This is a genomic window from Thermosynechococcus sp. PKX82 (genome assembly GCF_031583255.1).
Lineage (GTDB): Bacteria > Cyanobacteriota > Cyanobacteriia > Thermosynechococcales > Thermosynechococcaceae > Thermosynechococcus.
In genome coordinates this window covers 1,007,593-1,027,204 of record NZ_CP134169.1, presented here as the reverse complement: position 1 = coordinate 1,027,204, position 19,612 = coordinate 1,007,593, and the positions used below count along the sequence as shown (strand labels likewise).

The following is a 19,612-nucleotide window of genomic DNA, read 5'->3' as shown; positions in this document are numbered from 1 at the left end:
ACTGCGTCATGGATCAAGATATTCCTGTTGCGGAGCGGCTACAACCAATCACTCAGGGCAAAGTAGAACCTCGGCGAGGGGGGTGGGCGATCGCCAGCACCCTTGTCCTTGTGGGCCTAATGGGCGTGGGAGCTGTGTGGTTCCTCAATCGTCCCACGGAATCGCCAACGGCTACGGAAACGGAGCCAACGCTAACGCCAACAGAAAATCTGCTGGGACATCTGCCCTATGAAGAGGCGCCCCTCTCAGAACTTGAACCGGTGAGTGCCGATGGCCAAATTAAATTACGGCGAGCCGCAGCAGAACGGTTCCGGGCGATGGTCGCCGCTGCGCAGCAGGAGGGGGTGGTGTTGATGCCCCTCTCTGGATTTCGCTCCAAACAGGATCAGGACTATCTTTTTTTTGAGGTCAAGGAGCAACGGGCACAACGGGCAAGTGAGCGGGCATTGGTGAGTGCGCCCCCCGGCTATAGCGAACACCATACGGGCTATGCCATTGATATTGGCGATGGCGCCCGGCCAGACACCCATCTCAAGGAGACTTTTGAGGACACCCCCGCCTTTCGCTGGCTGGAAAAAAATGCAGCGCGTTTTAGTTTTGAACTGTCCTTTCCCCGTCATAACCCGCAGGGGGTGAGTTATGAGCCTTGGCACTGGCGATTCGTTGGCGATCGCCACAGTTTGCAAACCTTCTACAGAGCACGACAACTCACACCGAGGGATCAGCCATGAGGGGATTTGCCCATCGCGCGGTTTTAGTGACAGGCGGCACAGGCGGACTCGGTCAAGGGGTAGTGCCGGTTCTCCTCAGTCAAGGCTATACGCTGACGGTGCCCTACATTGATGCGGCTGCCCGAGACGCCCTCGAAAAGCAATTGGCGGCAGCGGAGTTGGCCAACGTGCGGTTTGTGGCAGCGGATTTGAACAATGAAAGTGAAGTGGCCGCTCTCGTGGAGCGCATGCCGCAATTGGATGCCGTGGTTCACCTTGTCGGTGGCTTTAGCATGGGCGCAACGGCACAATTTGCCCTCAGTGATTGGCAGCAGAGTTTTCGCCTCAATGTCGAGACCACCTTCTTGGTTTGTAAGCACGCCCTCAAACGTATGCAGACTCAGCAATATGGGCGCATTGTCACCATTGGCTCACGGGGTGCAGTTGAACCAGCGGCTGAACTGGCTGCCTATTGTGCTGCTAAAGCCGCAGTCGTGGCCTTCACGCGGGCGATCGCTGCCGAAACCAAAGGCAAAAACATTACCGCCAATGTCATCCTTCCCAGCATTATCGATACCCCTGCCAATCGGGCAGCGATGGGCGAAGCGCAAGCGGTCAATTGGGTGAGTCCTCGGGCGATCGGTGACCTGATTGCCTATCTCATTTCCGAGGGAGCGGCTGCGATCAGTGGTGCCGTGATTCCCATCTATGGCAATGCCTAGAGCGAGTTGCCATGTTCTTTATCATTTTGCTCATTCTTCTTTGTACGGTTACCCATCTCTTTACGGAGGTGCTAGTTTTAACTCCCCTAGAGGTGTTGCGCTCCATTCATATTCCTGCAATTGTCCTTTGGGGCGGCCTGATCCTACTCTTGGCATGGATCATGGGCGATTAGCGCCCGACACCTGAACGACCGTTTGGCTAAATTCGGCAATTTGGGCAGCCGCCACTTCTAAACAGGGGCGATCGCGCACGAGGGCAAAGCGCACATACCCCTCTCCCCCTTGACCAAAGCCAGAGCCTGGAGCGGCGGCAATCCCTGTTGCCTTAACAAGGGCTTGGCAAAATCCCAGGGAATCCCGCTGCCAAGGGTCAGGGAGTTTTGCCCACACGTACATTGTCGCTGGCGGGAGGGGCACCGGCCAGCCATGGTCGCAAAGCGCTTGGACAAAGGTATCACGCCGCTGGCGAAAGATCTGCCGCGTTTGCTGGACACAGGTTTGATCTCCCGTGAGGGCGGCAATCGCACCCCGCAGGATGCCAGCGTATTGGTTAAAATCAATCACCGATTTAATTTGGCGCAGGGCAGCAATAATGTCGGCACGGCCAATGGCAAAGCCAATGCGAAACCCACCCATGTTGTAGGACTTAGACAGGCTATAGAATTCAATGCCCACTTGGCGATCGCGATCCACTTCAAAGATCGAGGGTGCCCGCTCCGCATCAAAGACGAGATCAATGTAGGGAAAATCATGCACCAGTAAAATCCCGTGGCGATCGCAAAACTCAACTGCTGTCTTGAAAAAGTCCAAGGGCGCAACCGCCGTGGTGGGATTGTGGGGATAGCTGAGAATGAGAAGTTTGGCCTGCTCTCGCACCGGCAACGGAATGGCCTCTAAATCCGGCAAAAAGTGATTTTCTGCCCGCAAGCGCAAGGGATACAGTTGTCCCCCCGCAAGATACACCCCCCCCGCATGGGAGGGATACCCCGGATCAAGCACTAGCGCATACTCTTGGGGATTCATCACTGCAAGGGGCAAGTGCGCCGTCCCCTCCTGTGAACCAATCAGCGTCAGCACTTCCCGCTCGGGATCTACCCTGAGGCCAAAGCGGCGTTCAAACCAAGTGGCCACTGCCTGTCGAAAGGCCGCTGTACTGGCAAAGAGTTGATAGCCGTAGGTACTGGCATCACGCACCGAGGCTTCAATGGCTGCAAGAATATGATCCGCTACCGGTAGATCTGCAGACCCCAAGGAGAGATCAACAATTGGCTGTCCCGTGGCCGCCACCGCCGCCTTCGCCCGATCCATGGCGTCAAAGACATTGCCTTGGAAATACCGCAGGCGATCGGCCAGCTTCATGCTGCCACCTCCACCTCACTGGAGAGCAAGGCCTCGACAAATTCAAAACTGGAAAAGGGGCGCAGATCCTTAATGCCCTCGCCCGCACCAATGAAGCGAATCGGTAGTCCCAATTCCTGCACTACCGCCAAGGCCACTCCCCCTTTGGCCGTCCCGTCCAGCTTGGTTAAGATCACGCCAGTGAGTTGCGCCGCTTCTGCAAACACCTGTGCTTGGCGCAAGCCATTTTGGCCGAGGGTGGCATCGAGAACCAGTAGCGATTCAATTTGAGCATCACCCGCTTTTTTATCAATGATGCGACGGATTTTCTTGAGTTCCTCCATCAGGTTGGCCTTGTTTTGCAAGCGGCCAGCGGTATCCACTAGCAACAATTCTGTGCCTCGGGCTTGGGCAGCGCCAATGGCATCAAAGACCACAGCAGCAGGATCGGTATTTTTGCCGGGGTTGGCAATCACCTCGACATCGGAGCGCTGTCCCCAAATTTTCACCTGCTCCGTGGCAGCTGCCCGAAAGGTATCTGCCGCTGCAATCAGACAGCGATAGCCTGACTGGGTGGCAATGTGGGCCAGTTTACCAATGGTGGTGGTTTTGCCAACGCCGTTGACACCGGCAATCAACCAGATATTCAGCGTGCCTTTTTTCGGAGCAAAGTCGCGGCGGTAGCCGGCTTCAAAGGGGCGATCGAGAATGTCCCGCAGAATTTCCTTCAGGTAGGCGATCGCCTGATCGGCAGGGAGTGTTTCTTGGCGAATTTTTGTTTGCAGCGCCGCAATAATCTGATCCGTGGCCTTGACCCCCACATCCGACTGCAACAGCAGCATCTCAATTTCTTCGACGGCATCCCGACTTAAGGGGCCTTGGCCGACGATCGCCCGCAGTTGATGTACTAGGCCACGACGGGTTTTGCCCAGACCTTGGCGCAGACGTTGCAACCAAGTAATTTCCTCAATATCCACCTCCTCTGGGCGCCGGCCTTGGGCGGCAAGCACCTCCGCCGACCACAAAAAGCCCTCATCAAGGACAAGGGAGGAGTCTGGTTCTACCGACTCAGCTTCCACAACGGGCTGGACAGGGGCAGGTTCAGCAACAGCGGTCTCTTCAGACTCGATAGAGACGGGAACGGGGGCATCATCGGCAGGCGGTGTTTCTTGAGTTTCTTCAGCGGTTTCAATGGTTTCAATCGTCGCGGCACTCTCCGATTGCTGTCGCGCTTGAATCGACTGGAGTGCCGTTTTTGCCCAGTTGAGGATGCCGGGGGAAGCAGTGGATTCAGTTGTAGATTGCGGGGATTCTGCGGATGGCGCTGCCGTTGGGGTTTCTGCAGGGGGCGATGGCTCCTCACCACTGCCACCAAACTTGCGTCGAAACCAATTAAAAACCATGGCCTATCCTCTGTGCGACTGAACTTGCCTATTTCCCAGAATAGCCTTGATTTTCGTGTAAAAAGGCTTGCAGGCGATCGCCCACCGTGCGACTCAAAGCTGGATGACACACCACTAGGGGCGGCCAATGCTGCACATCGGCGCGATTGTAGCGGGGCAACTCACCATTGGCATAGGTAAAGGCTCCCCCCGCCTCCTGCATGATCAAATCCGGTGCCGCTAAATCCCAGTCCTTCGGAGCACTGCGCCCTGTGAGATTGACGTACAGATCTGCATCCCCTTGGCAAATACTCGCCGTTTTACAGCCCATACTCCCCATCGGAATTTGCTGTACGCATCCTAGGGTTCTTAAAAAGGCCTGTAGGCGCTCTCCGCCGTGGCTCCGACTCATCACCACCCGCAACGACTGCCCCTCAGTGGGGGGTTGTACCCGCAGTCGCGTCGCACCTTGGCGCGTCTCTCGATAGGCACCTGCGCCGGCAATGGCAGTGTAGATCACCTCCTGCTCTGGCCAGACGACAGCGGCTAAACAAGGGCGATGTTCATGGACAAGGGCAACGTGAATCGCATACTCCCCCGTTTGCTGCAAAAAGTCGTAGGTGCCATCGAGGGGGTCAATGATCCACTGGTAGGGCTGGGGCAAGGGCTGCCCTGGGGTGTAGGTCTCTTCGGTTAAATAACCAAACTGCGTCGGCGGAAAATGAGCTTGGAGGGCGTGGCGCAAAAAGCAATCAACCGTTTCATCGGCAAGGGTGACAGGATCACCGCCTTTGTCCTGCACCGCTAGATCCTGCACCTGACGGTAAAACTGGCGCAGTTGCTCAAGGGCTTGCCAAAGAAGCGGGCGCAGGGTGGCAAGGGTATTCTCAAGATCAAGGGCGGGGGACATCTAGGCTGCCTCAAGGGAAAGACCACGGGGAATCGCGGCAATTAGCGTGCGAGTATAGTCGTGCTGTGGCTGTTGGTAAACGGTTTCCGCGTCACCCATTTCCACAATTTCGCCATTGTACATAACCATGAGGCGATCGCTCATGAATTTCACCACACTGAGATCGTGGGAAATGAAGAGGTAGGTCAGTTGAAACTCCCGCTGGAGTTCTTTGAGCAAATTCAGGACTTGCGCCTGCACCGACACATCCAAGGCCGACACTGACTCATCACAAACGACAAACTCAGGATTCAAGGCCAAGGCACGGGCAATACAAATTCGCTGCCGCTGCCCCCCGGAAAATTCATGGGGATAGCGATTCTGGGCTTGGGGGTCAATGCCCACCCGTTCAAGGAGATAGGCCACCCGCTCTTGGTGTTGCCGTCGCGACTGATGACGGCGGTGAATCCGCAGGGGTTCTGCCACCAACTCGCCAATGGTCATGCGGGGATCTAGGGAACTATAGGGGTCTTGGAAAATGAGTTGCATCCGTTGCCGCAGGGGACGCAATTGGCGAGGCGATAAATGGCTGATGTCGCGATCGCCAAAGATAATTTTTCCCTGTGCGGGTTCTAGGAGGCGCAAGAGGGTCCGTCCCAGTGTTGTTTTGCCACAGCCCGATTCCCCCACCAAGCCAAGGGTCTCCCCGGCGCGAATCGTAAACGAGACATCCCTGACGGCAGTGACAAAGCGCTGCTTGCCCGCCACGGGATACTTGACCCAGAGATGTTCAACCCGCACCAAGGGGGGTTGGCTCGCCAAATGCGCCAAGCGTTCCTGCTGCTGCGCTGCGGAAATCACTTCTAATCGCGGGGGCGTGGCCGCTAGAAAATCCGCCACTGTTGGCAGAATCGCCAGACGCTGATCCAAGCGGGGACGACAAGCCAGTAGCCCCTTGGTATACGGATGTTGGGGGTGACGAAAGACCTGCTGAACTGTCCCCGATTCAACAATTTGCCCTTGGTACATGACAACGACCTGATCCGCCAATTCCGCAATCAGATTCAAATCATGGCTGACAAAAATCAATGAGAGAGGGTACTGCTGCTGCAACTCCCGCAACAGCCGTAGGATCGCCGCTTGGACAGTGACATCGAGGGCAGTGGTGGGTTCATCGGCAATTAAAAGCGCTGGCGAAGCGGCCATGGCCATGGCAATCATGACCCGCTGAATTTGTCCCCCAGAGAGTTGGTGCGGATAGCGACGGAGAAACCGCTTTTTCTCCTCCAGGGGGGCTGCCGCTTTGAGAAGATGCACCTGCTCAAGGAGAGCGATCGCCCGCTGTTGACATTGCCCTTGGGGCAGTCGTTGCTGCGGATCAATGGCCTCTGCCAGTTGAAAGCCAATGGAATAGACCGGATTGAGAGAACTCATCGGTTCTTGGAAGACCATACTGATTTGGCGACCCCGAATCTGTTGCATTTGGCGGGGGGGGCAGCGCAGCAAGTCAATGGCCTCCCCCTCTGGCTCTGGCTGAAACCACGCTTCGCCGTGGCTGATCTGTCCCGGCGGCAGGAGTAACTGCAAAAGTGCCAAACAGGTCACCGACTTCCCTGACCCCGACTCACCGACAATGCCAAGGGTCTGACCCCGCTCCAAGCGAAAGGAAATGCCATCCACTGCCCGTAGGGTTTGATCGGCTTGGCGAAAGTCAACGGTAAGTGCTTCCACACGCAAAAGGGGTGATGACATCACAGGGCAAACCAACTCGGAATAATCCTAGAATAGAGGCGATTCTGACACTTAGGCATGGAGTTGATCTTTTTTGGGGTTGGCCTGCTGTTGGGGCTAATGGTCTGGTTCTGGCAGTGGCAGCAAGTGCGACACGCTTTGGAGACGCTCCTTGAGCAGTACGCGGCTCGCCCCTTCAAATCCTCACCGTGGCAACGCTTGCGAACCCTACTCAGCCAACAGCTTCAGGAACAAGAACGCTGCCGTCAGAAAATGCTGCGCTGTCAAACGCTCCTTGAATATGCCCCCATTGCCTATTTGGAGGTGGATGAGGCCAATTGCGTGGTCTGCTGTAACGAAGCGGCGCGATCGCTCCTTGGTTTGGTGCATCCCGAAGGCCGCCTTGTTTTGGAACTGGTGCGCTCCTATGAATTGGACTGTCTCATCCAAGAGGTGCGCCAAGAGGAAACGATGCGGGAGCAGGAATGGCTCTATGCCTACCTCACACCGACGGGGCAAACCAAGCGCAAACCCCTGCGGGCACGGGGACTCTGCCTTGGCGAGGGGCATGTGGGTGTATTTATTGAGGACTGCGAAGAGGTGGTGCGGCTGCGGGATGAGCGCGATCGCTGGGCAGCGGATGTCGCCCATGAACTGAAAACCCCCTTGACCTCCCTGCGCTTGGTGACTGAAACCCTACAACAACGGGTGCCGGAGTCCTTACGGGATTGGGTCGATCGCCTCCTTGAGGAAATTATTCGCCTCAGCCTCCTTGTTCAAGAACTCCTAGAGTTAAACCGCCTGAGTCACACTCCCGCCGATAGCCTTGAGCGGCATCCCCTTGACCTTGTCCAACTCATTGATACTGCGTGGCAATCCCTCGCCCCCCTCGCTGCGGCTAAAAACATTCACCACGAGTACACAGGCCCAGAGCAATTTTCCTACTGCGGCAATGAATCGCAACTGTTTCGGCTCCTGGTCAATCTTTACGACAACGCCATTAAATACGGCCCTGTGGGTGGTCAAGTGCTGACGCGGCTGCTGAGCGATCGCGAGGGGGGCTATCTGTGTCTCGAAGTCATTGATACGGGCAGTGGCTTTCCCCCCAAGGACTTACCCTATGTGTTTGAACGCTTTTATCGGGCACAGGCACGGCGGCATCGCTTTGTGATTCCTACGGATAGTGAAGGACGGATGCCCCCCGTCGGTAGTGGTAGTGGCCTAGGATTAGCCATTGCTCGCCAAATTGTTGAATGCCATGGCGGCTATATGCAGGCGGCGAATCATCCCGACTATGGCGGCGCATGGCTGCGTATTTATCTGCCTCTGACTTCGCTATAGTTCCTTGGCGACCCAGCGATCGCGCCCAAGGGTCTTCGCCTCGTAGAGACACTGATCCGCCAGATGCAACAACATGGCTGGCTCATGCTCTGGAGTGGGCAGCGTCGTTGCAATCCCAAAGCTGGCCGTTAGCTTTGGCCCAACGGTACTTTTAGCATGGGTGATATTAGCCTCCGCCAGCGCTGCCTGAATCTTCTCAACAATATGGATAGCTCCCCTTTGGTCGGTACTGGGCAGCAGCAGGGCAAACTCTTCCCCACCAAAGCGCGCGGCCAAATCCCCTGCCCGCTGTAGATGGCTTTCTAAAATTTCTGCTACCTGCTTGAGAATTTGATCGCCCTGCAAATGGCCGTAGTGATCGTTGTAGGCTTTGAAGCAATCAATATCCAGCATCACTAAACTTAACGGTTGTTGCTCCCGCTGACAGCGTCGCCATTCCTTTGCAAAGAGTTCATCAAAGCAGCGGCGATTGCCAATATCCGTTAGACTGTCAATGTACACCATCTGCTGCAGATTGGCATTGGCGGCTTCCAACGCGGCATACATCTCCGCCTGCTGCAGTGCCACTGTTAGGGGTTCAGCAATCCGTTGCAGTAGGAACAACTCCTCCCGCTGCCAGAGGCGAGGGCCACGACACTGGTGGGCAATTAGGAGTCCCCACAGGTTATGCCCTTGCAGCAGGGGCACTACTAGATTCGCCTGAACTTGCAAGCTACTTAGGAGCTCACGATAGCAATCCTGTAATTGCGCTTGATTGACATCGCTAATGGTCACAGTGCGTCCTTCTAGAAACCGCTGCGCTGTCTCTTTACTAAAACAGGGATCGTGAATCACTTGACCTAGGATTGAATACTGCGGCGAGGTGGTGGCTTCCACTTCCACAACGCCACTGCCATCGGCTAAAAAGCGGTAAATCAGCACGCGATCGCTCAGAAGCAGTTGTTGAATACTGGTAACTGCCCGCTGCAAAATGTCCTCTAAGCGAATCGACTGGCGAATGTCCTGAATGATTGTGCTGACAATCATTTCCCGCTCTAGGGCAGTTTTTAGCCGCTCTTCTGTGCGCTGTTGCTCCGACACATCTAACAGCACCCCATGGAGCATGTGACTCTGGGGATCTAGCTGCCCGCGATCGCTCAACCAGCGGAAACAACCATCGCGGTGTTGAATGCGATAGGTGGTACTGTAGGCACGCTGCTGCCGAATTGCCTGTTCAATATCCCGTTCCGCCAAGGCCAAATCCGGCGCTGGGATAATCTGGCGCAGATCCGGTAAATCTTGGGGAAAGTAACCCGTGAGGTGATAAATCTGATCGCTAACATAGCTAAACCGCCACAGGCGATCGCGATCGCGCCGATAGATCGCAACGGGCAAATGACTAATCAGAGTGTTATAGCGCTGTTCGCTCTCCGTAATCGCCACCGTAATCGCCTGTTGCCGTGACAGTTGCCAGCGCAGTTCCGCCGTGGCCTTATTGAGCTCTTGGGTTAGCACCTGAATCACCCCTTGAGCTTCCGTAATGTCAATGGCCGCCAAAAGATTACTTTGGGTCACAATCCCCACCATTTGACCATCATCGTCCACAACCACCACCCGCCGCACTTGGTGCTCCTTGAGGAAATGATTCACCTGCCACAAACTTTGATTGGGCTTCACGGTCAGCACGGGCTGAGACATAATACTGCCAACGGTTCCTGTGAGCACTCCCCCTTGGCCCTGCAGTGCCTCAAAAATATCCTTTTCCGTAATAATGCCGCGCGGCAGCACACCCGAGGCGGATGTCTCAGGAACCACTAAACTGGTGACCCCCCGTTCGGTCATCAGGACAGCGGCCTCCTGTAGCGAAGCTTCCGCTGCAATGGTGGCCACATCGGGTACCATCACCTCCGCCACCCGTTTAATTCGCAGGAGATCCACAGGGCGCAGGCTCTCCCGAAAGGCTTGGCGGGTCAGCAGTCCTTCAACCCGTCCCGATTCATTGACCACGGCAAGGGCATCCACGCCCAAGTAGCGAAAACGCCCTAAAATCGCCAGTGGATCATCCAGATCACTGAGGCGCAGGCAATAATCCGATGGCAGCATGATCTGGGCAGCCGTGATCGCCTGTGGCGAGTAACCCTTACCAAGGGCACGGATCACTTCCCGTTGGGTGATCAAGCCCCGAAACTGTCCCTGCTCTTCGACGACTAAACCCAATCCTTGGTTGCTTTGTAATCCTTGGAGAATCTCATTGAAGGAGCCCCTTGGAGCGATCGTCACTAACTGAGCCTGTACCAAGGCTTGCAAATTTAAGCCTGAATTCAATTGCTCCATAGTGCCCCTCTTTCGCCAAGATATACTGTTAAAGTGATGTCTAAAGTTGCGTCTACCGTTTTTAATTGTTCTGATAAATAAAAATAACACTTACAAAAGTTTGTATCACTAATTGTGATCCTTTTTACCGCGGATTAATTATTCTAATTCTATCTTGATAGTTCGTGGCAACATCAGGGATGTTGACAGGGCTGAATAAGCCCTTGTCTAAAATATGGGATGTGAGTCTCTTCTGTAGGGGCTTTCACCGTTTTGAGTGTGTTCGCTCCATCGCCAAAGAGCTGTCACTGGGATATTCCGCTGTTGCCGGAGAAAAGCTAGGATAGGGAATTGAATGTATTCTATTCGCTGCTGCTATGGACTAGCGAATTACTGGATCAGAGACGTTGTGCGTACCTGCTGCGGGTGATTGTGACTGCGGCAGCCCCCTCAGGATTGAAGCGATGAATCCACCTGCACCTAATCTCATTTGCCCAGAGTGTGGCACTGCAAATTCCATTCACCAAGTTGAGTGTTGCCACTGTCAGGTGCCACTCCTGAAACGCTACTTGTGGGCGATCGGTTCTGGTTTGGATCCCTACAGGGTGGGTGAACTGTTGGGCGATCGCTATCTAGTGCAAGGTAAACACTTGCTCTTAGACCTATTGCCGGGGGAGCCAGCGCCCAGTGTGGACAACACCTCCCAGCTCTACCGTCCCTATCTGCGCCTCTTTCCCAAGCGTCCCCATGTCCCGGAATTATTTGGCGCCCTTTCCCTCCCTGAAGGTGAACTGTTGCTCCTTGAGCATGCCCCCGTCAGTTGCATTGACATTGCCGATGCCCAAATTGCCCCCGGTCTCACCCATGCCGCTCCCCTCACCACCATCTGGGAGAAAGCCAATTTAGTGCGCCGCCTCAACTGGTTATGGCAAATCATCTCCCTTTGGCCAGCCTTGGTGGCAGAAAATGTGGCTCTCACACTGCTCAATCCCCAGCTTTTGCGAGCCGAGGGATCCCTTGTGCGGCTGCTGCAACTGCAAGCAGGCCATAATCCCACCTTGGCTGACCTTGGCAAATTCTGGCAAACCCATTTCAGCTTTGCTGATCAAGGGGAAAACTTTCAGCAGGCCTTCACGATCCTGTGTCAACACATGCAGGATCCTCAGCAAACCACCCCTGAATCTATTCGCGCAACCCTAGAGACGCTGTTTCAACAGGCCCTCGACAGCCTTGGCTATGAGTACCACTACGATATTGCTAGCCGCTCCGACCAAGGGCCTAGTCGGACTCGCAATGAGGACAAGTGTTTTCCAGAGCGGGATCTCACGAGCCAATCACAGGTGTTCGCCCTCGTGTGTGATGGCGTCGGGGGGCATGAAGGGGGCGATGTCGCTTCCGGTTTGGCCATTGACATTCTTGAGGAGACGCTAACCCCCCTCAAGCTGCTGGAGATGTCCCCTGCTACAGTTGAACAGGCGATTCAAACCGCTATTCGCCGCACCAATGATGCAATCAATCAACGCAATGATACGGAGCAGCGCCACGAACGCCAGCGCATGGGAACCACAGTTGTCGGTGCCCTGATTGAACACGCCCATCTTTACCTTGCCCACATTGGCGATAGCCGCGCCTACTGGATCAACCGCTGGGGCTGCTACCAGCTCACCCTCGATGACGATGTGGCCAGCCGTGATGTGCGCTTGGGGATGAGTACCTACCATCAAGCCCTTGAGCTGCCCTATGGTGGTTCCTTGGTGCAAGCGTTGGGGATGGCACCCTCCCAGCATCTGCACCCCACAGTAGAACGCTTTTTACTGGATGAAGAGGGAATTCTTTTGCTGTGTTCCGACGGCCTCAGTGATTTTAATCGTGTCGAAACCTACTGGCCACAGTACCTCCTGCCTGTGCTCCAAGGTCAGCTTGCCCTCACTGCTGCGGCCGAACAACTCATTGATCTTGCCAATCGCCTCAATGGCCATGACAATGTGACGGTGGTGCTCATTCACTGTCGGGTGAAGAATGCAGCGGGTGTCATTGACTTGGACTACAGCGATATTGTTTGTCAAGGGGAGTTGCCAGAGGTGACAGACATTACAATGGGCTACGTCCCCCCACCCGATCCAGCGGATCTCGACCTGACGGTTTCCCAGATTGTGGAACCCCCTCAACCCCAACCTAAACCGCCGCCAGCCCAAAGGTCTCGTTTCCAAGCGTGGCTGCTACTGCTGGTGGCTGTGGGCGTTGCCACCGCTGCCCTTGGCTTTCTGGCTGTGATGACTTCTATGAATCGCTCTGTGGTAGAGCCATCCCCCTCACCGTTGACCCCACCCCAATAATGCCGAGTTCTGACGATTTTTCCCTCGACGCCTACGACTATCACCTGCCGCCGGAACGGATTGCCCAACAGCCCGTTTCTCCCCGCGATCATTCCCGCCTGATGGTGGTGGCACAGGAGACTGCTACCGATCACCACTTCTATGAGCTACCGCAACTGTTGCAACCGGGGGATTTGCTAATACTCAATGATACACGGGTGATTCCGGCACGGCTGAGGGGTCAAAAAGTGGGCGGCTCTGGCCGTACCGTTGAGGTGTTTCTTCTCGAAGAATTGAGCGATCGCCAGTGGCTAGCCCTTGTCAAACCGGGACGAAAATTGCGCCCTGGAGCCGTGATTCAAATCGGCACACTGCAAGCAACGGTACAGGCCATTGATGAGGAGACCCGAGGCCGGGTGATTGAATTTGACCTGCCGCCGGGCGATCGCCTGTGGTCCTATCTTGATCACCTAGGGGAAGTGCCCTTACCTCCCTACATTGACAACCCCATTGAAGATACTGAACAATACCAAACCGTCTATGCTCGCCGTCCCGGTGCTGTGGCTGCGCCAACCGCTGGCTTGCACTTTACCCCCGAACTCTTGAGTAAGTTGGCCTATCACGGCATTGATCATTGTTTTTTGACGCTCCACGTGGGCATTGGCACCTTTCGTCCTGTGGAGGCCAGCGATATTCGCCATCACCATCTCCACGAAGAATGGATTGAGGTACCAGCTGCTACCGTCGAGCGGATTCAGGCCGCCAAAGCTGACGGAGGACGGATTATTGCCGTCGGTACCACTGTTATTCGCTCCCTAGAAACGGCAGCCCAATCCGGCACCCTTCAGCCCTTTTGTGGCAAGAGTGATCTCTATATCTATCCGGGGTATCAGCCCAAGATAGTCGAGGGCTTCATTACCAACTTTCATCTGCCCCGCTCTAGTTTGATGATGCTCGTCAGTGCCTTTATTGGCCGCGAACGGTTGCTTCAGTTGTACCAACAGGCCATCGATCGCCAGTACCGCTTCTATTCCTTTGGCGATGCCATGCTCATTTTGCCCAGCGCTTGCCACAATACCGTTTGAGTGTGCTATCTTAAAGCCAGTTGTTTTGCAAACTACCGTTCAGGGAGATGGAGGTGATGCCCATGGCAGATAGTAGTAAACGCTTGGGTCGTCGTTTTGGAGTAGCTCAGCTCTAGGGAAGAGTTGTTCTCCATCTGTTGATTTGAAATCACACCTAGGAGGCCACTTCTCCTAGCAGTTGATACCCACGATAACCACCAGACCGCTCCTAAGGCCTTCCTTGGGGGCGGATGGCTTTTTAGGGGCATGTTGGGGGCGTCTGAGCGATAGTGTAGTTTTGTGACTAGGCATTAAAAAACATTTCAGATGCTGGGTGGCGAATGGGGTAGCGATCTATAGTAGGGGCAACCGGAACGTCGCCATTATTGGCCAGAGAAGACAAATTGAGAGTGAACAACGACTAATGATGGTGGACTCTGGAACTGTTGCGTTCTGAGAGCAGCCATGGCCGTTCAATTCTTACCCCAAAAAACACGGCAAAAAACGCCGCGCTTGCATCCCATTAGTGGTCCCAAGCTACTGCTAGTCGTGCTGTTGAACCTCTTTATTGCCGGCTATGTCTTTTGGGCCTACCGCACTGCCCATGAGCATCAGCTTCCGACCCAACGCAATCCGATCTTCCGGAACCTGCGTTCTCGCTAGACTTGCCCTAGGCAGATTGTGACGATAGAATGAGGGATTGCTGTCTTTTTTTCAATGGGCATGAAATCCTATCTCGCTGCCGCAGTACAAATGACGAGCCAACCGAATCTTGAGGCAAATCTGGCGCAGGCAGAAGAATTGATTGAATTGGCGGTGAGACGGGGAGCAGAACTCATTGGGTTGCCAGAAAACTTTTCTTTTCTCGGTGACGATCGCGAGAAGGTCGCCCAAGCGGCAACAATCGCTGAGCGGACTGAGGCTTTTTTGAAACGCATGGCGCAGCGATTTCAGATTACCTTAGTGGGGGGTGGCTACCCAGTACCAGCAACTGCAGGCAAAGTCTATAACACAGCAGTCCTCATTGGTCCTAGCGGAGAAGAATTGAGCCGTTACCAAAAGGTACATTTATTTGATGTCGATTTGCCCGATGGCAATATCTACCACGAATCGGGCACAGTGCTAGCGGGACGGCAGTTGCCCTCTGTCTATCCCAGTAAGGAACTGGGGAATATCGGCTTGTCGGTGTGCTACGACGTTCGCTTTCCAGAACTTTACCGCGCGCTCTCCCAAGCGGGGGCAACGGTGCTGTTTGTGCCGGCGGCCTTTACCGCCTTCACGGGTAAAGATCACTGGCAAGTTCTCCTACAAGCGCGGGCGATTGAAAATACCTGCTACGTGATTGCACCGGCTCAGACGGGAATTCACTATGCGCGGCGGCAAACCCATGGCCATGCCATGATTGTGGACCCTTGGGGAACCATTTTGGCGGATGCCGGCGATCGCCCCGGCCTCGCCATTGCGGCCATTGAACCCAGCCGCCTCGAACAGGTGCGCCAGCAAATGCCCTGCCTGCAACATCGCGTCTTTTTCTAGGTTTTGGGCAAATTCTGCAATAAATCGTAACATGGCATACAGCCGGGGGAAGTTTCCTACGCTATCGTAGAACCATAGGTGAATCCTTGCCCTCACTCCAAACCCACTAGGAGAGTATCTATGGATAGCGTTACGGTTCCCAATCCGCAAGCCTCCGCCGAGGTTTGGAACTCCCTGAAGCGGGCGATCGCCCACAGTTCGGGTTTTCAGCGTTGGCTCAGTGAAAAGCAGGCCAGTGTTGTCGTTGAGCAGCCCACGGATCTCGATGCTTGCGTTACCGCTTACCTGCGTCAGGCTCTCGAAACCCTTGCCTATTAAAAATTGGTAAGAATTGTAAGCCTTGCCCTTCTACGAGCAGCATTCTGACTCCTGAGGTCACAGATTACCCTCACGGTGCATTCCTTGGGGGGGTTGATATTCGAGGTTGGGGCAACCCTATCCTTTGGCGTTCCCTTGGTTATAGTGGTAAAGTGCCAGCCCCCAAGGTGCATATGATTGAAGGCCCGTGGATCCATAAGTTTATTGTCTCCAATGGGATTCGCCTCCACTATGTCACCCAAGGAGAAGGGGAGTTAGTGCTGCTGCTCCATGGCTTTCCCGAGTTTTGGTACTCTTGGCGACATCAAATTCCTGTCTTGGCGGAAAAGCACAAAGTCGTTGCCCTAGATTTGCGCGGCTATAATCTCAGCGATAAACCCCAAGATACCGCTAGCTATGTTCTTGACGAGTTAATTCTCGACATTGTTGGTGTCATTGACGGCCTTGGCTATCGGCGCTGTCATTTGGTGGGGCATGATTGGGGAGGGATGGTGGCTTGGGGCGTGGCCTATGCGGTGCCGCAGCGGATTCAAACCCTGAGTGTGCTAGCCTGTCCCCATCCTGCTAAGTTTCAACTGTTGAGTTTCGAGCAATGGTTGCGCAGTAGCTATATGCTGCTGTTTCAACTGCCGTGGCTGCCGGAGCTGCTCTTGGAGTGGGGGGGCTATGGAGCGATCGCCCAAATCTTTCGCTGGGCAGCGGTGAACCAGCAGGCAATTCGGGCGGTGGACATTGCCCGCTATCAGGATGCGGCCGCCCAACGGGGTGCCCTATCGGGAATGCTCAACTACTACCGTGCCGGGTTGCAAAGTCTCTGGAGTCGGGAGTGGGGCGTCCTAGATGTACCAACCTTGATGCTCTGGGGGCGCCAAGACCCCACCTTGGGTATGGAACTCACCTACGGCACGGAAGCCTACGTCAAGGAACTGAAAATTCAATACTTGGACTACTGTGGCCACTTTGTGCAGCAGGAGCAACCCGATTTGGTCAATGAGTATTTGCTAGAGTGGCTAGAGACCGTTTCTGCTGCCCTAAATTAGACCTAAACCAACCTAAATTAAACGCCGCAACTGTGTAATTTGGTCAGCGATCGCCAGCAGCGATTCCGGCATTTCAGGTCCCGTCAAGATCACATCCAGCGTCCGCGGACGATTCTCTAAAAAGTTCAATACCTCCGCTTCACTCAGCACCCCCAGTTGAATGGCCACACTCACCTCATCTAAGACCACCAGACGATACTCCCCCCTTTGCACCGTCGTTTGCAGATGCTGCCATAGCTCACGTACTGCCGCCTTTTCTTGAGGAGTCAGGGTGTCCGTTTCTCCTAAACAGCGTTGCAGCGCCGGTCGCCACCACGTGAGATGCTGTCCCAACTGAATCGGGTGTTCAATCCCCGTTTGAATTCCCCCCTTGAGCAATTGAACAATGATGACGCTGCTGCCTTGAGCAGCTACCCGCAACGCTTGCGCCATGACCGTGGTGAAAAAGTGCCGCTGCCGACAGGTAAACACCTGCACCACTCCCTCAATACCATAGGTTAGGGGCAAGCCTGCCTCAGAAACGGAAACCGCGAGTTGTGCCACCATCGTGTTCCTGTCCAGTTAAAAAGGAGAACGACCCCCTAGGGGTTATACATCTAGTGTAGTGCGCAATGATTTAACCCTAGTGAACACTAGATATACGTGGTCGTCAAGGGGTCAGAAAATTGAGTTATCTTAAAACAATGTGACTGTTACTGAGGATGCCCCCATGCCAGCGACACAGGCTCTTGATGCTGAGGCGCTCTTTCGCGCTGCCTACGAAAATCGTTACACATGGGATGAGAATTTTCCCGGCTTTACGGCCAAGGTCACGCTCATTGAGGGCGATCGCACGTACCACGGGCAGGTAAAAGTGAGCCGCGACTACGCCGTTGAAGTGAGTGGCATAGAAGACGAACAAGTTCGCGAATCCCTCTACAACCAATTGCGGGATGTGATTGTCCACCGCAAGCGCAACCGTTTTGAAGAGGCCCACGGCAAAAACACCTTCCAAACTGGGGAAACCGACGCCAGTGGGGCAGTGGAAATCCTCGTTAGCGGTGACGCCATGGGGTCGAACTACAAGGTGCGGGACAATCAAATTGTCTATGTCAGCCGTGTCATGGGGCGAGTTGCCTTTGCCATTACCCACCGTGAAGCCCTTGATACCGGTGCAGGCTACATTTCCACCAACTATGTGGCTGTCTTCCGCAATCCGCAAACCAACGAAGTGCTGCGGCAAATGGAGTTTGAGGATACCTATGTGCCCGTCGGCAATTACTACCTGATGAGCCGGCAGGTGGTGCGCACCCATGAAAATGGCCAAACCAGCACCGTGGAAATTCGTTTTGATGACCTGCAACTCCTAGACGACTAAGCGTGGAAATTACATTTCTAGGCACCAGTTCTGGGGTACCCACCCGCACCCGCAATGTTTCCAGTGTGGCTCTGCGGCTGCCTCAGCGCAAGGAAATTTGGCTCTTTGACTGCGGTGAGGCCACCCAGCACCAATTGCTGCGCAGTGACCTGCGAACCAGTCAGATCCGCCGCATTTTCATTACCCACATGCACGGCGATCACATCTTTGGCCTGATGGGCTTGCTTGCCAGTTGTGGCCTTGCGGGAACCGTGAGTCAAATTGATGTCTATGGCCCGCCGACATTGGATCGCTACATTGCCAGTTGTTTGCGCTGGTCTGTGATGCGGCTTCCCTACAAGTTGCAGGTGCATACCGTCGAGCCGGGGGAAGTCTTTAGTGATGGCGAGTTTACGGTGACCTGTCGGCTGCTGCATCATCGAGTACCTGCCTTTGGCTACCGCGTCACTGAGAGCGATCGCCCCGGTCGCTTTCATGTGGAAAAAGCCCAAGCCTTGGGAATTCCCTTTGGGCCACTGTATGGTCAACTCAAGCAGGGCAAAACGATCACCCTCGCAGATGGCCGCACCTTTGATGGCCGCGACTTCTGTGATCCACCGCAGCGGGGGCGCAGTATGGTTTATTGCACCGATACAGTCTTTTGTGAAAGCGCGGTTGAGTTAGCCCAGCAGGCGGATGTCCTCATCCACGAGGCGACATTTTCCCATCAGGAGGCGGATCTGGCTTTTGCACGGCTGCATTCTACATCCACGATGGCGGCTCAGGTGGCGACCTTTGCCCAAGTGAAATTGCTCTTCCTCACCCACTTTAGTGCCCGCTACGCCCCCGGCAATCCCGTGCAGGTGGAGGATCTGCTTGCGGAAGCACAAGCCATTTTCCCCAATACTCGTCTGGCGCGTGATTTCCTGCGCTATGAGATTCCCCGCAATGGCGTGATGTCCAAGGAAGTCTCCTGCAGCAATCCAGAAGTACTGGCAACGCCCAGTGTAGACAAAGGGGAGCCAACAGCAGATCAGGTGGCGCAGAAAAATACCCCCGCGATCGCCATCAACCGTGCCACGCGCCAGCAGATGCGGCAGAAACTGGGAATTGACGCTGCTACAGCCAATGCGATTTTGGAGCGGCGGCGGCAGCAAAAGTTTACCTGCCTAGAGGAACTCGAACGCCTGTATCCGCAGGTGGCATGGGACACCCTCAACGTGGAGTTCTAAAGAGCAACTATTTTCAGTCTCAAATAGGAACTTGTGATTGAGATCAACGTCTTTGTGTGCTGTTGATCACAGTTAAGCTTTGTGAAGCACTGGCATAGTTGAGACCATACACGCAAATTGCAAGGGGATTGATGTATGACGCTGCTGGAGCTAATCCGCCGTATTCAGGCGACTCGGATCGTAACCCCTGCTCAAGAGCGGCAGATCAATGAATTATTGTGGCAGCGTTCCCTGAGCGCCACGGAATATCAAGCAATGCAGGAGCTGGTTACGGGGATTATTGCGGGGGAAATTCAAGTCATCTCTCAGATTCAGCGGTTTGGCAGCAAAAAGGAGCTAGGGAATAATCGGTTACAATTGGCTTAA

Annotated in this window: 19 protein-coding genes; 13 read left to right on the top strand and 6 right to left on the bottom strand. The window is 54.7% G+C overall.

Translation table 11 applies throughout. From position 1 onward, the window contains the following. Nucleotides 1–8 precede the first annotated feature (8 nt). From RHH53_RS04900 to RHH53_RS04890, 3 genes are read left to right on the top strand one after another with little or no spacing between them, the layout of a single operon-like run. The gene (locus RHH53_RS04900; RefSeq protein ID WP_302678998.1) at nt 9–731 is read left to right on the top strand and encodes a M15 family metallopeptidase; all 723 of its coding nucleotides are present in this window, start codon (nt 9–11) and stop codon (nt 729–731) included. Then, nucleotides 728–1,432 carry a 3-oxoacyl-ACP reductase FabG gene (gene fabG / locus RHH53_RS04895; protein WP_206201306.1) on the top strand — a complete coding sequence of 235 codons (705 nt, stop codon included), beginning with the start codon at nt 728–730 and terminating at the stop codon, nt 1,430–1,432. The genes RHH53_RS04900 and fabG overlap by 4 nt, the downstream gene beginning before the upstream one ends. Nucleotides 1,433–1,443: 11 nt before the next feature. Continuing rightward, nucleotides 1,444–1,605 (top strand): hypothetical protein, encoded by a 162-nt coding sequence (locus RHH53_RS04890; RefSeq protein WP_190278145.1) that lies wholly within the window; start codon nt 1,444–1,446, stop codon nt 1,603–1,605. On the opposite strand, the gene RHH53_RS04885 is transcribed toward RHH53_RS04890, so the two are convergent. From RHH53_RS04885 to RHH53_RS04870, 4 genes are read right to left on the bottom strand one after another with little or no spacing between them, the layout of a single operon-like run. After that, entirely contained in the window at nt 1,592–2,791 is a 1,200-nt protein-coding gene (locus RHH53_RS04885; RefSeq protein WP_206201305.1) for an LL-diaminopimelate aminotransferase, read from the bottom strand. The two genes, RHH53_RS04890 and RHH53_RS04885, sit on opposite strands and share 14 nt — an antisense overlap. Continuing rightward, nucleotides 2,788–4,173 (bottom strand): signal recognition particle-docking protein FtsY, encoded by a 1,386-nt coding sequence (gene ftsY / locus RHH53_RS04880; protein WP_206201304.1) that lies wholly within the window; start codon nt 4,171–4,173, stop codon nt 2,788–2,790. The genes RHH53_RS04885 and ftsY overlap by 4 nt, the downstream gene beginning before the upstream one ends. A 28-nt stretch (nt 4,174–4,201) precedes the next feature. Next, nucleotides 4,202–5,062: a 3'(2'),5'-bisphosphate nucleotidase CysQ gene (locus tag RHH53_RS04875; protein ID WP_302678997.1), complete on the bottom strand. Its 861-nt coding sequence runs from the start codon at nt 5,060–5,062 to the stop codon at nt 4,202–4,204. Continuing rightward, complete coding sequence (locus RHH53_RS04870) at nt 5,063–6,793, bottom strand: ABC transporter ATP-binding protein (protein WP_302678996.1); 1,731 nt, start codon at nt 6,791–6,793, stop codon at nt 5,063–5,065. A gap of 57 nt (nt 6,794–6,850) precedes the next feature. Here RHH53_RS04870 and RHH53_RS04865 point away from each other — a divergent pair, with 57 nt between their 5' ends. Further along, nucleotides 6,851–8,113, top strand: coding sequence for a PAS domain-containing sensor histidine kinase (locus tag RHH53_RS04865; RefSeq protein ID WP_206201301.1), 1,263 nt, complete (start codon nt 6,851–6,853; stop codon nt 8,111–8,113). Here RHH53_RS04865 and RHH53_RS04860 read toward each other — a convergent pair. Then, entirely contained in the window at nt 8,108–10,426 is a 2,319-nt protein-coding gene (locus RHH53_RS04860) for a diguanylate cyclase domain-containing protein (protein ID WP_310453263.1), read from the bottom strand. The two genes, RHH53_RS04865 and RHH53_RS04860, sit on opposite strands and share 6 nt — an antisense overlap. A 443-nt stretch (nt 10,427–10,869) precedes the next feature. Between RHH53_RS04860 and RHH53_RS04855 the strand changes: the two genes are divergently transcribed. The 6 genes from RHH53_RS04855 to RHH53_RS04830 all read left to right on the top strand — a co-directional run bounded on the left by RHH53_RS04855 (nt 10,870) and on the right by RHH53_RS04830 (nt 16,678). Further along, entirely contained in the window at nt 10,870–12,741 is a 1,872-nt protein-coding gene (locus tag RHH53_RS04855) for a serine/threonine-protein phosphatase (RefSeq protein ID WP_310744169.1), read from the top strand. Further along, nucleotides 12,741–13,805, top strand: coding sequence for a tRNA preQ1(34) S-adenosylmethionine ribosyltransferase-isomerase QueA (gene queA, locus RHH53_RS04850; RefSeq protein ID WP_206201298.1), 1,065 nt, complete (start codon nt 12,741–12,743; stop codon nt 13,803–13,805). The genes RHH53_RS04855 and queA overlap by 1 nt, the downstream gene beginning before the upstream one ends. A gap of 444 nt (nt 13,806–14,249) precedes the next feature. Continuing rightward, entirely contained in the window at nt 14,250–14,447 is a 198-nt protein-coding gene (locus tag RHH53_RS04845; protein WP_206201297.1) for a hypothetical protein, read from the top strand. A gap of 60 nt (nt 14,448–14,507) precedes the next feature. Beyond that, nucleotides 14,508–15,320 (top strand): carbon-nitrogen hydrolase family protein, encoded by an 813-nt coding sequence (locus RHH53_RS04840; RefSeq protein WP_206201296.1) that lies wholly within the window; start codon nt 14,508–14,510, stop codon nt 15,318–15,320. A 120-nt stretch (nt 15,321–15,440) separates the two neighbouring features. Then, entirely contained in the window at nt 15,441–15,638 is a 198-nt protein-coding gene (locus tag RHH53_RS04835; RefSeq protein WP_206201295.1) for a hypothetical protein, read from the top strand. Between the two features lie 173 nt (nt 15,639–15,811). After that, complete coding sequence (locus RHH53_RS04830) at nt 15,812–16,678, top strand: alpha/beta hydrolase (RefSeq protein ID WP_310801574.1); 867 nt, start codon at nt 15,812–15,814, stop codon at nt 16,676–16,678. Between the two features lie 12 nt (nt 16,679–16,690). Here RHH53_RS04830 and RHH53_RS04825 read toward each other — a convergent pair whose 3' ends face one another. Next, nucleotides 16,691–17,224 (bottom strand): P-loop NTPase family protein, encoded by a 534-nt coding sequence (locus RHH53_RS04825; RefSeq protein WP_206201293.1) that lies wholly within the window; start codon nt 17,222–17,224, stop codon nt 16,691–16,693. A 163-nt stretch (nt 17,225–17,387) separates the two neighbouring features. Between RHH53_RS04825 and RHH53_RS04820 the strand changes: the two genes are divergently transcribed. From RHH53_RS04820 to RHH53_RS04810, 3 genes are all read left to right on the top strand, one after another. Continuing rightward, nucleotides 17,388–18,035, top strand: coding sequence for a DUF3386 domain-containing protein (locus RHH53_RS04820; RefSeq protein ID WP_302678993.1), 648 nt, complete (start codon nt 17,388–17,390; stop codon nt 18,033–18,035). A gap of 2 nt (nt 18,036–18,037) precedes the next feature. Then, the gene (locus tag RHH53_RS04815) at nt 18,038–19,246 is read left to right on the top strand and encodes a ribonuclease Z (RefSeq protein WP_310744167.1); all 1,209 of its coding nucleotides are present in this window, start codon (nt 18,038–18,040) and stop codon (nt 19,244–19,246) included. A gap of 135 nt (nt 19,247–19,381) precedes the next feature. After that, nucleotides 19,382–19,612, top strand: coding sequence for a hypothetical protein (locus tag RHH53_RS04810; protein ID WP_149817400.1), 231 nt, complete (start codon nt 19,382–19,384; stop codon nt 19,610–19,612).

Bases quoted from the DNA above. Each gene is read 5' to 3' on its own strand.
- RHH53_RS04900 (WP_302678998.1), top strand. From the start codon at position 9: ATGGATCAAGATATTCCTGTTGCGGAGCGGCTACAACCAATCACTCAG.
- fabG (WP_206201306.1), top strand. From the start codon at position 728: ATGAGGGGATTTGCCCATCGCGCGGTTTTAGTGACAGGCGGCACAGGC.
- RHH53_RS04890 (WP_190278145.1), top strand. From the start codon at position 1,444: ATGTTCTTTATCATTTTGCTCATTCTTCTTTGTACGGTTACCCATCTC.
- RHH53_RS04885 (WP_206201305.1), bottom strand. From the start codon at position 2,791: ATGAAGCTGGCCGATCGCCTGCGGTATTTCCAAGGCAATGTCTTTGAC.
- ftsY (WP_206201304.1), bottom strand. From the start codon at position 4,173: ATGGTTTTTAATTGGTTTCGACGCAAGTTTGGTGGCAGTGGTGAGGAG.
- RHH53_RS04875 (WP_302678997.1), bottom strand. From the start codon at position 5,062: ATGTCCCCCGCCCTTGATCTTGAGAATACCCTTGCCACCCTGCGCCCG.
- RHH53_RS04870 (WP_302678996.1), bottom strand. From the start codon at position 6,793: ATGTCATCACCCCTTTTGCGTGTGGAAGCACTTACCGTTGACTTTCGC.
- RHH53_RS04865 (WP_206201301.1), top strand. From the start codon at position 6,851: ATGGAGTTGATCTTTTTTGGGGTTGGCCTGCTGTTGGGGCTAATGGTC.
- RHH53_RS04860 (WP_310453263.1), bottom strand. From the start codon at position 10,426: ATGGAGCAATTGAATTCAGGCTTAAATTTGCAAGCCTTGGTACAGGCT.
- RHH53_RS04855 (WP_310744169.1), top strand. From the start codon at position 10,870: ATGAATCCACCTGCACCTAATCTCATTTGCCCAGAGTGTGGCACTGCA.
- queA (WP_206201298.1), top strand. From the start codon at position 12,741: ATGCCGAGTTCTGACGATTTTTCCCTCGACGCCTACGACTATCACCTG.
- RHH53_RS04845 (WP_206201297.1), top strand. From the start codon at position 14,250: ATGGCCGTTCAATTCTTACCCCAAAAAACACGGCAAAAAACGCCGCGC.
- RHH53_RS04840 (WP_206201296.1), top strand. From the start codon at position 14,508: ATGAAATCCTATCTCGCTGCCGCAGTACAAATGACGAGCCAACCGAAT.
- RHH53_RS04835 (WP_206201295.1), top strand. From the start codon at position 15,441: ATGGATAGCGTTACGGTTCCCAATCCGCAAGCCTCCGCCGAGGTTTGG.
- RHH53_RS04830 (WP_310801574.1), top strand. From the start codon at position 15,812: ATGATTGAAGGCCCGTGGATCCATAAGTTTATTGTCTCCAATGGGATT.
- RHH53_RS04825 (WP_206201293.1), bottom strand. From the start codon at position 17,224: ATGGTGGCACAACTCGCGGTTTCCGTTTCTGAGGCAGGCTTGCCCCTA.
- RHH53_RS04820 (WP_302678993.1), top strand. From the start codon at position 17,388: ATGCCAGCGACACAGGCTCTTGATGCTGAGGCGCTCTTTCGCGCTGCC.
- RHH53_RS04810 (WP_149817400.1), top strand. From the start codon at position 19,382: ATGACGCTGCTGGAGCTAATCCGCCGTATTCAGGCGACTCGGATCGTA.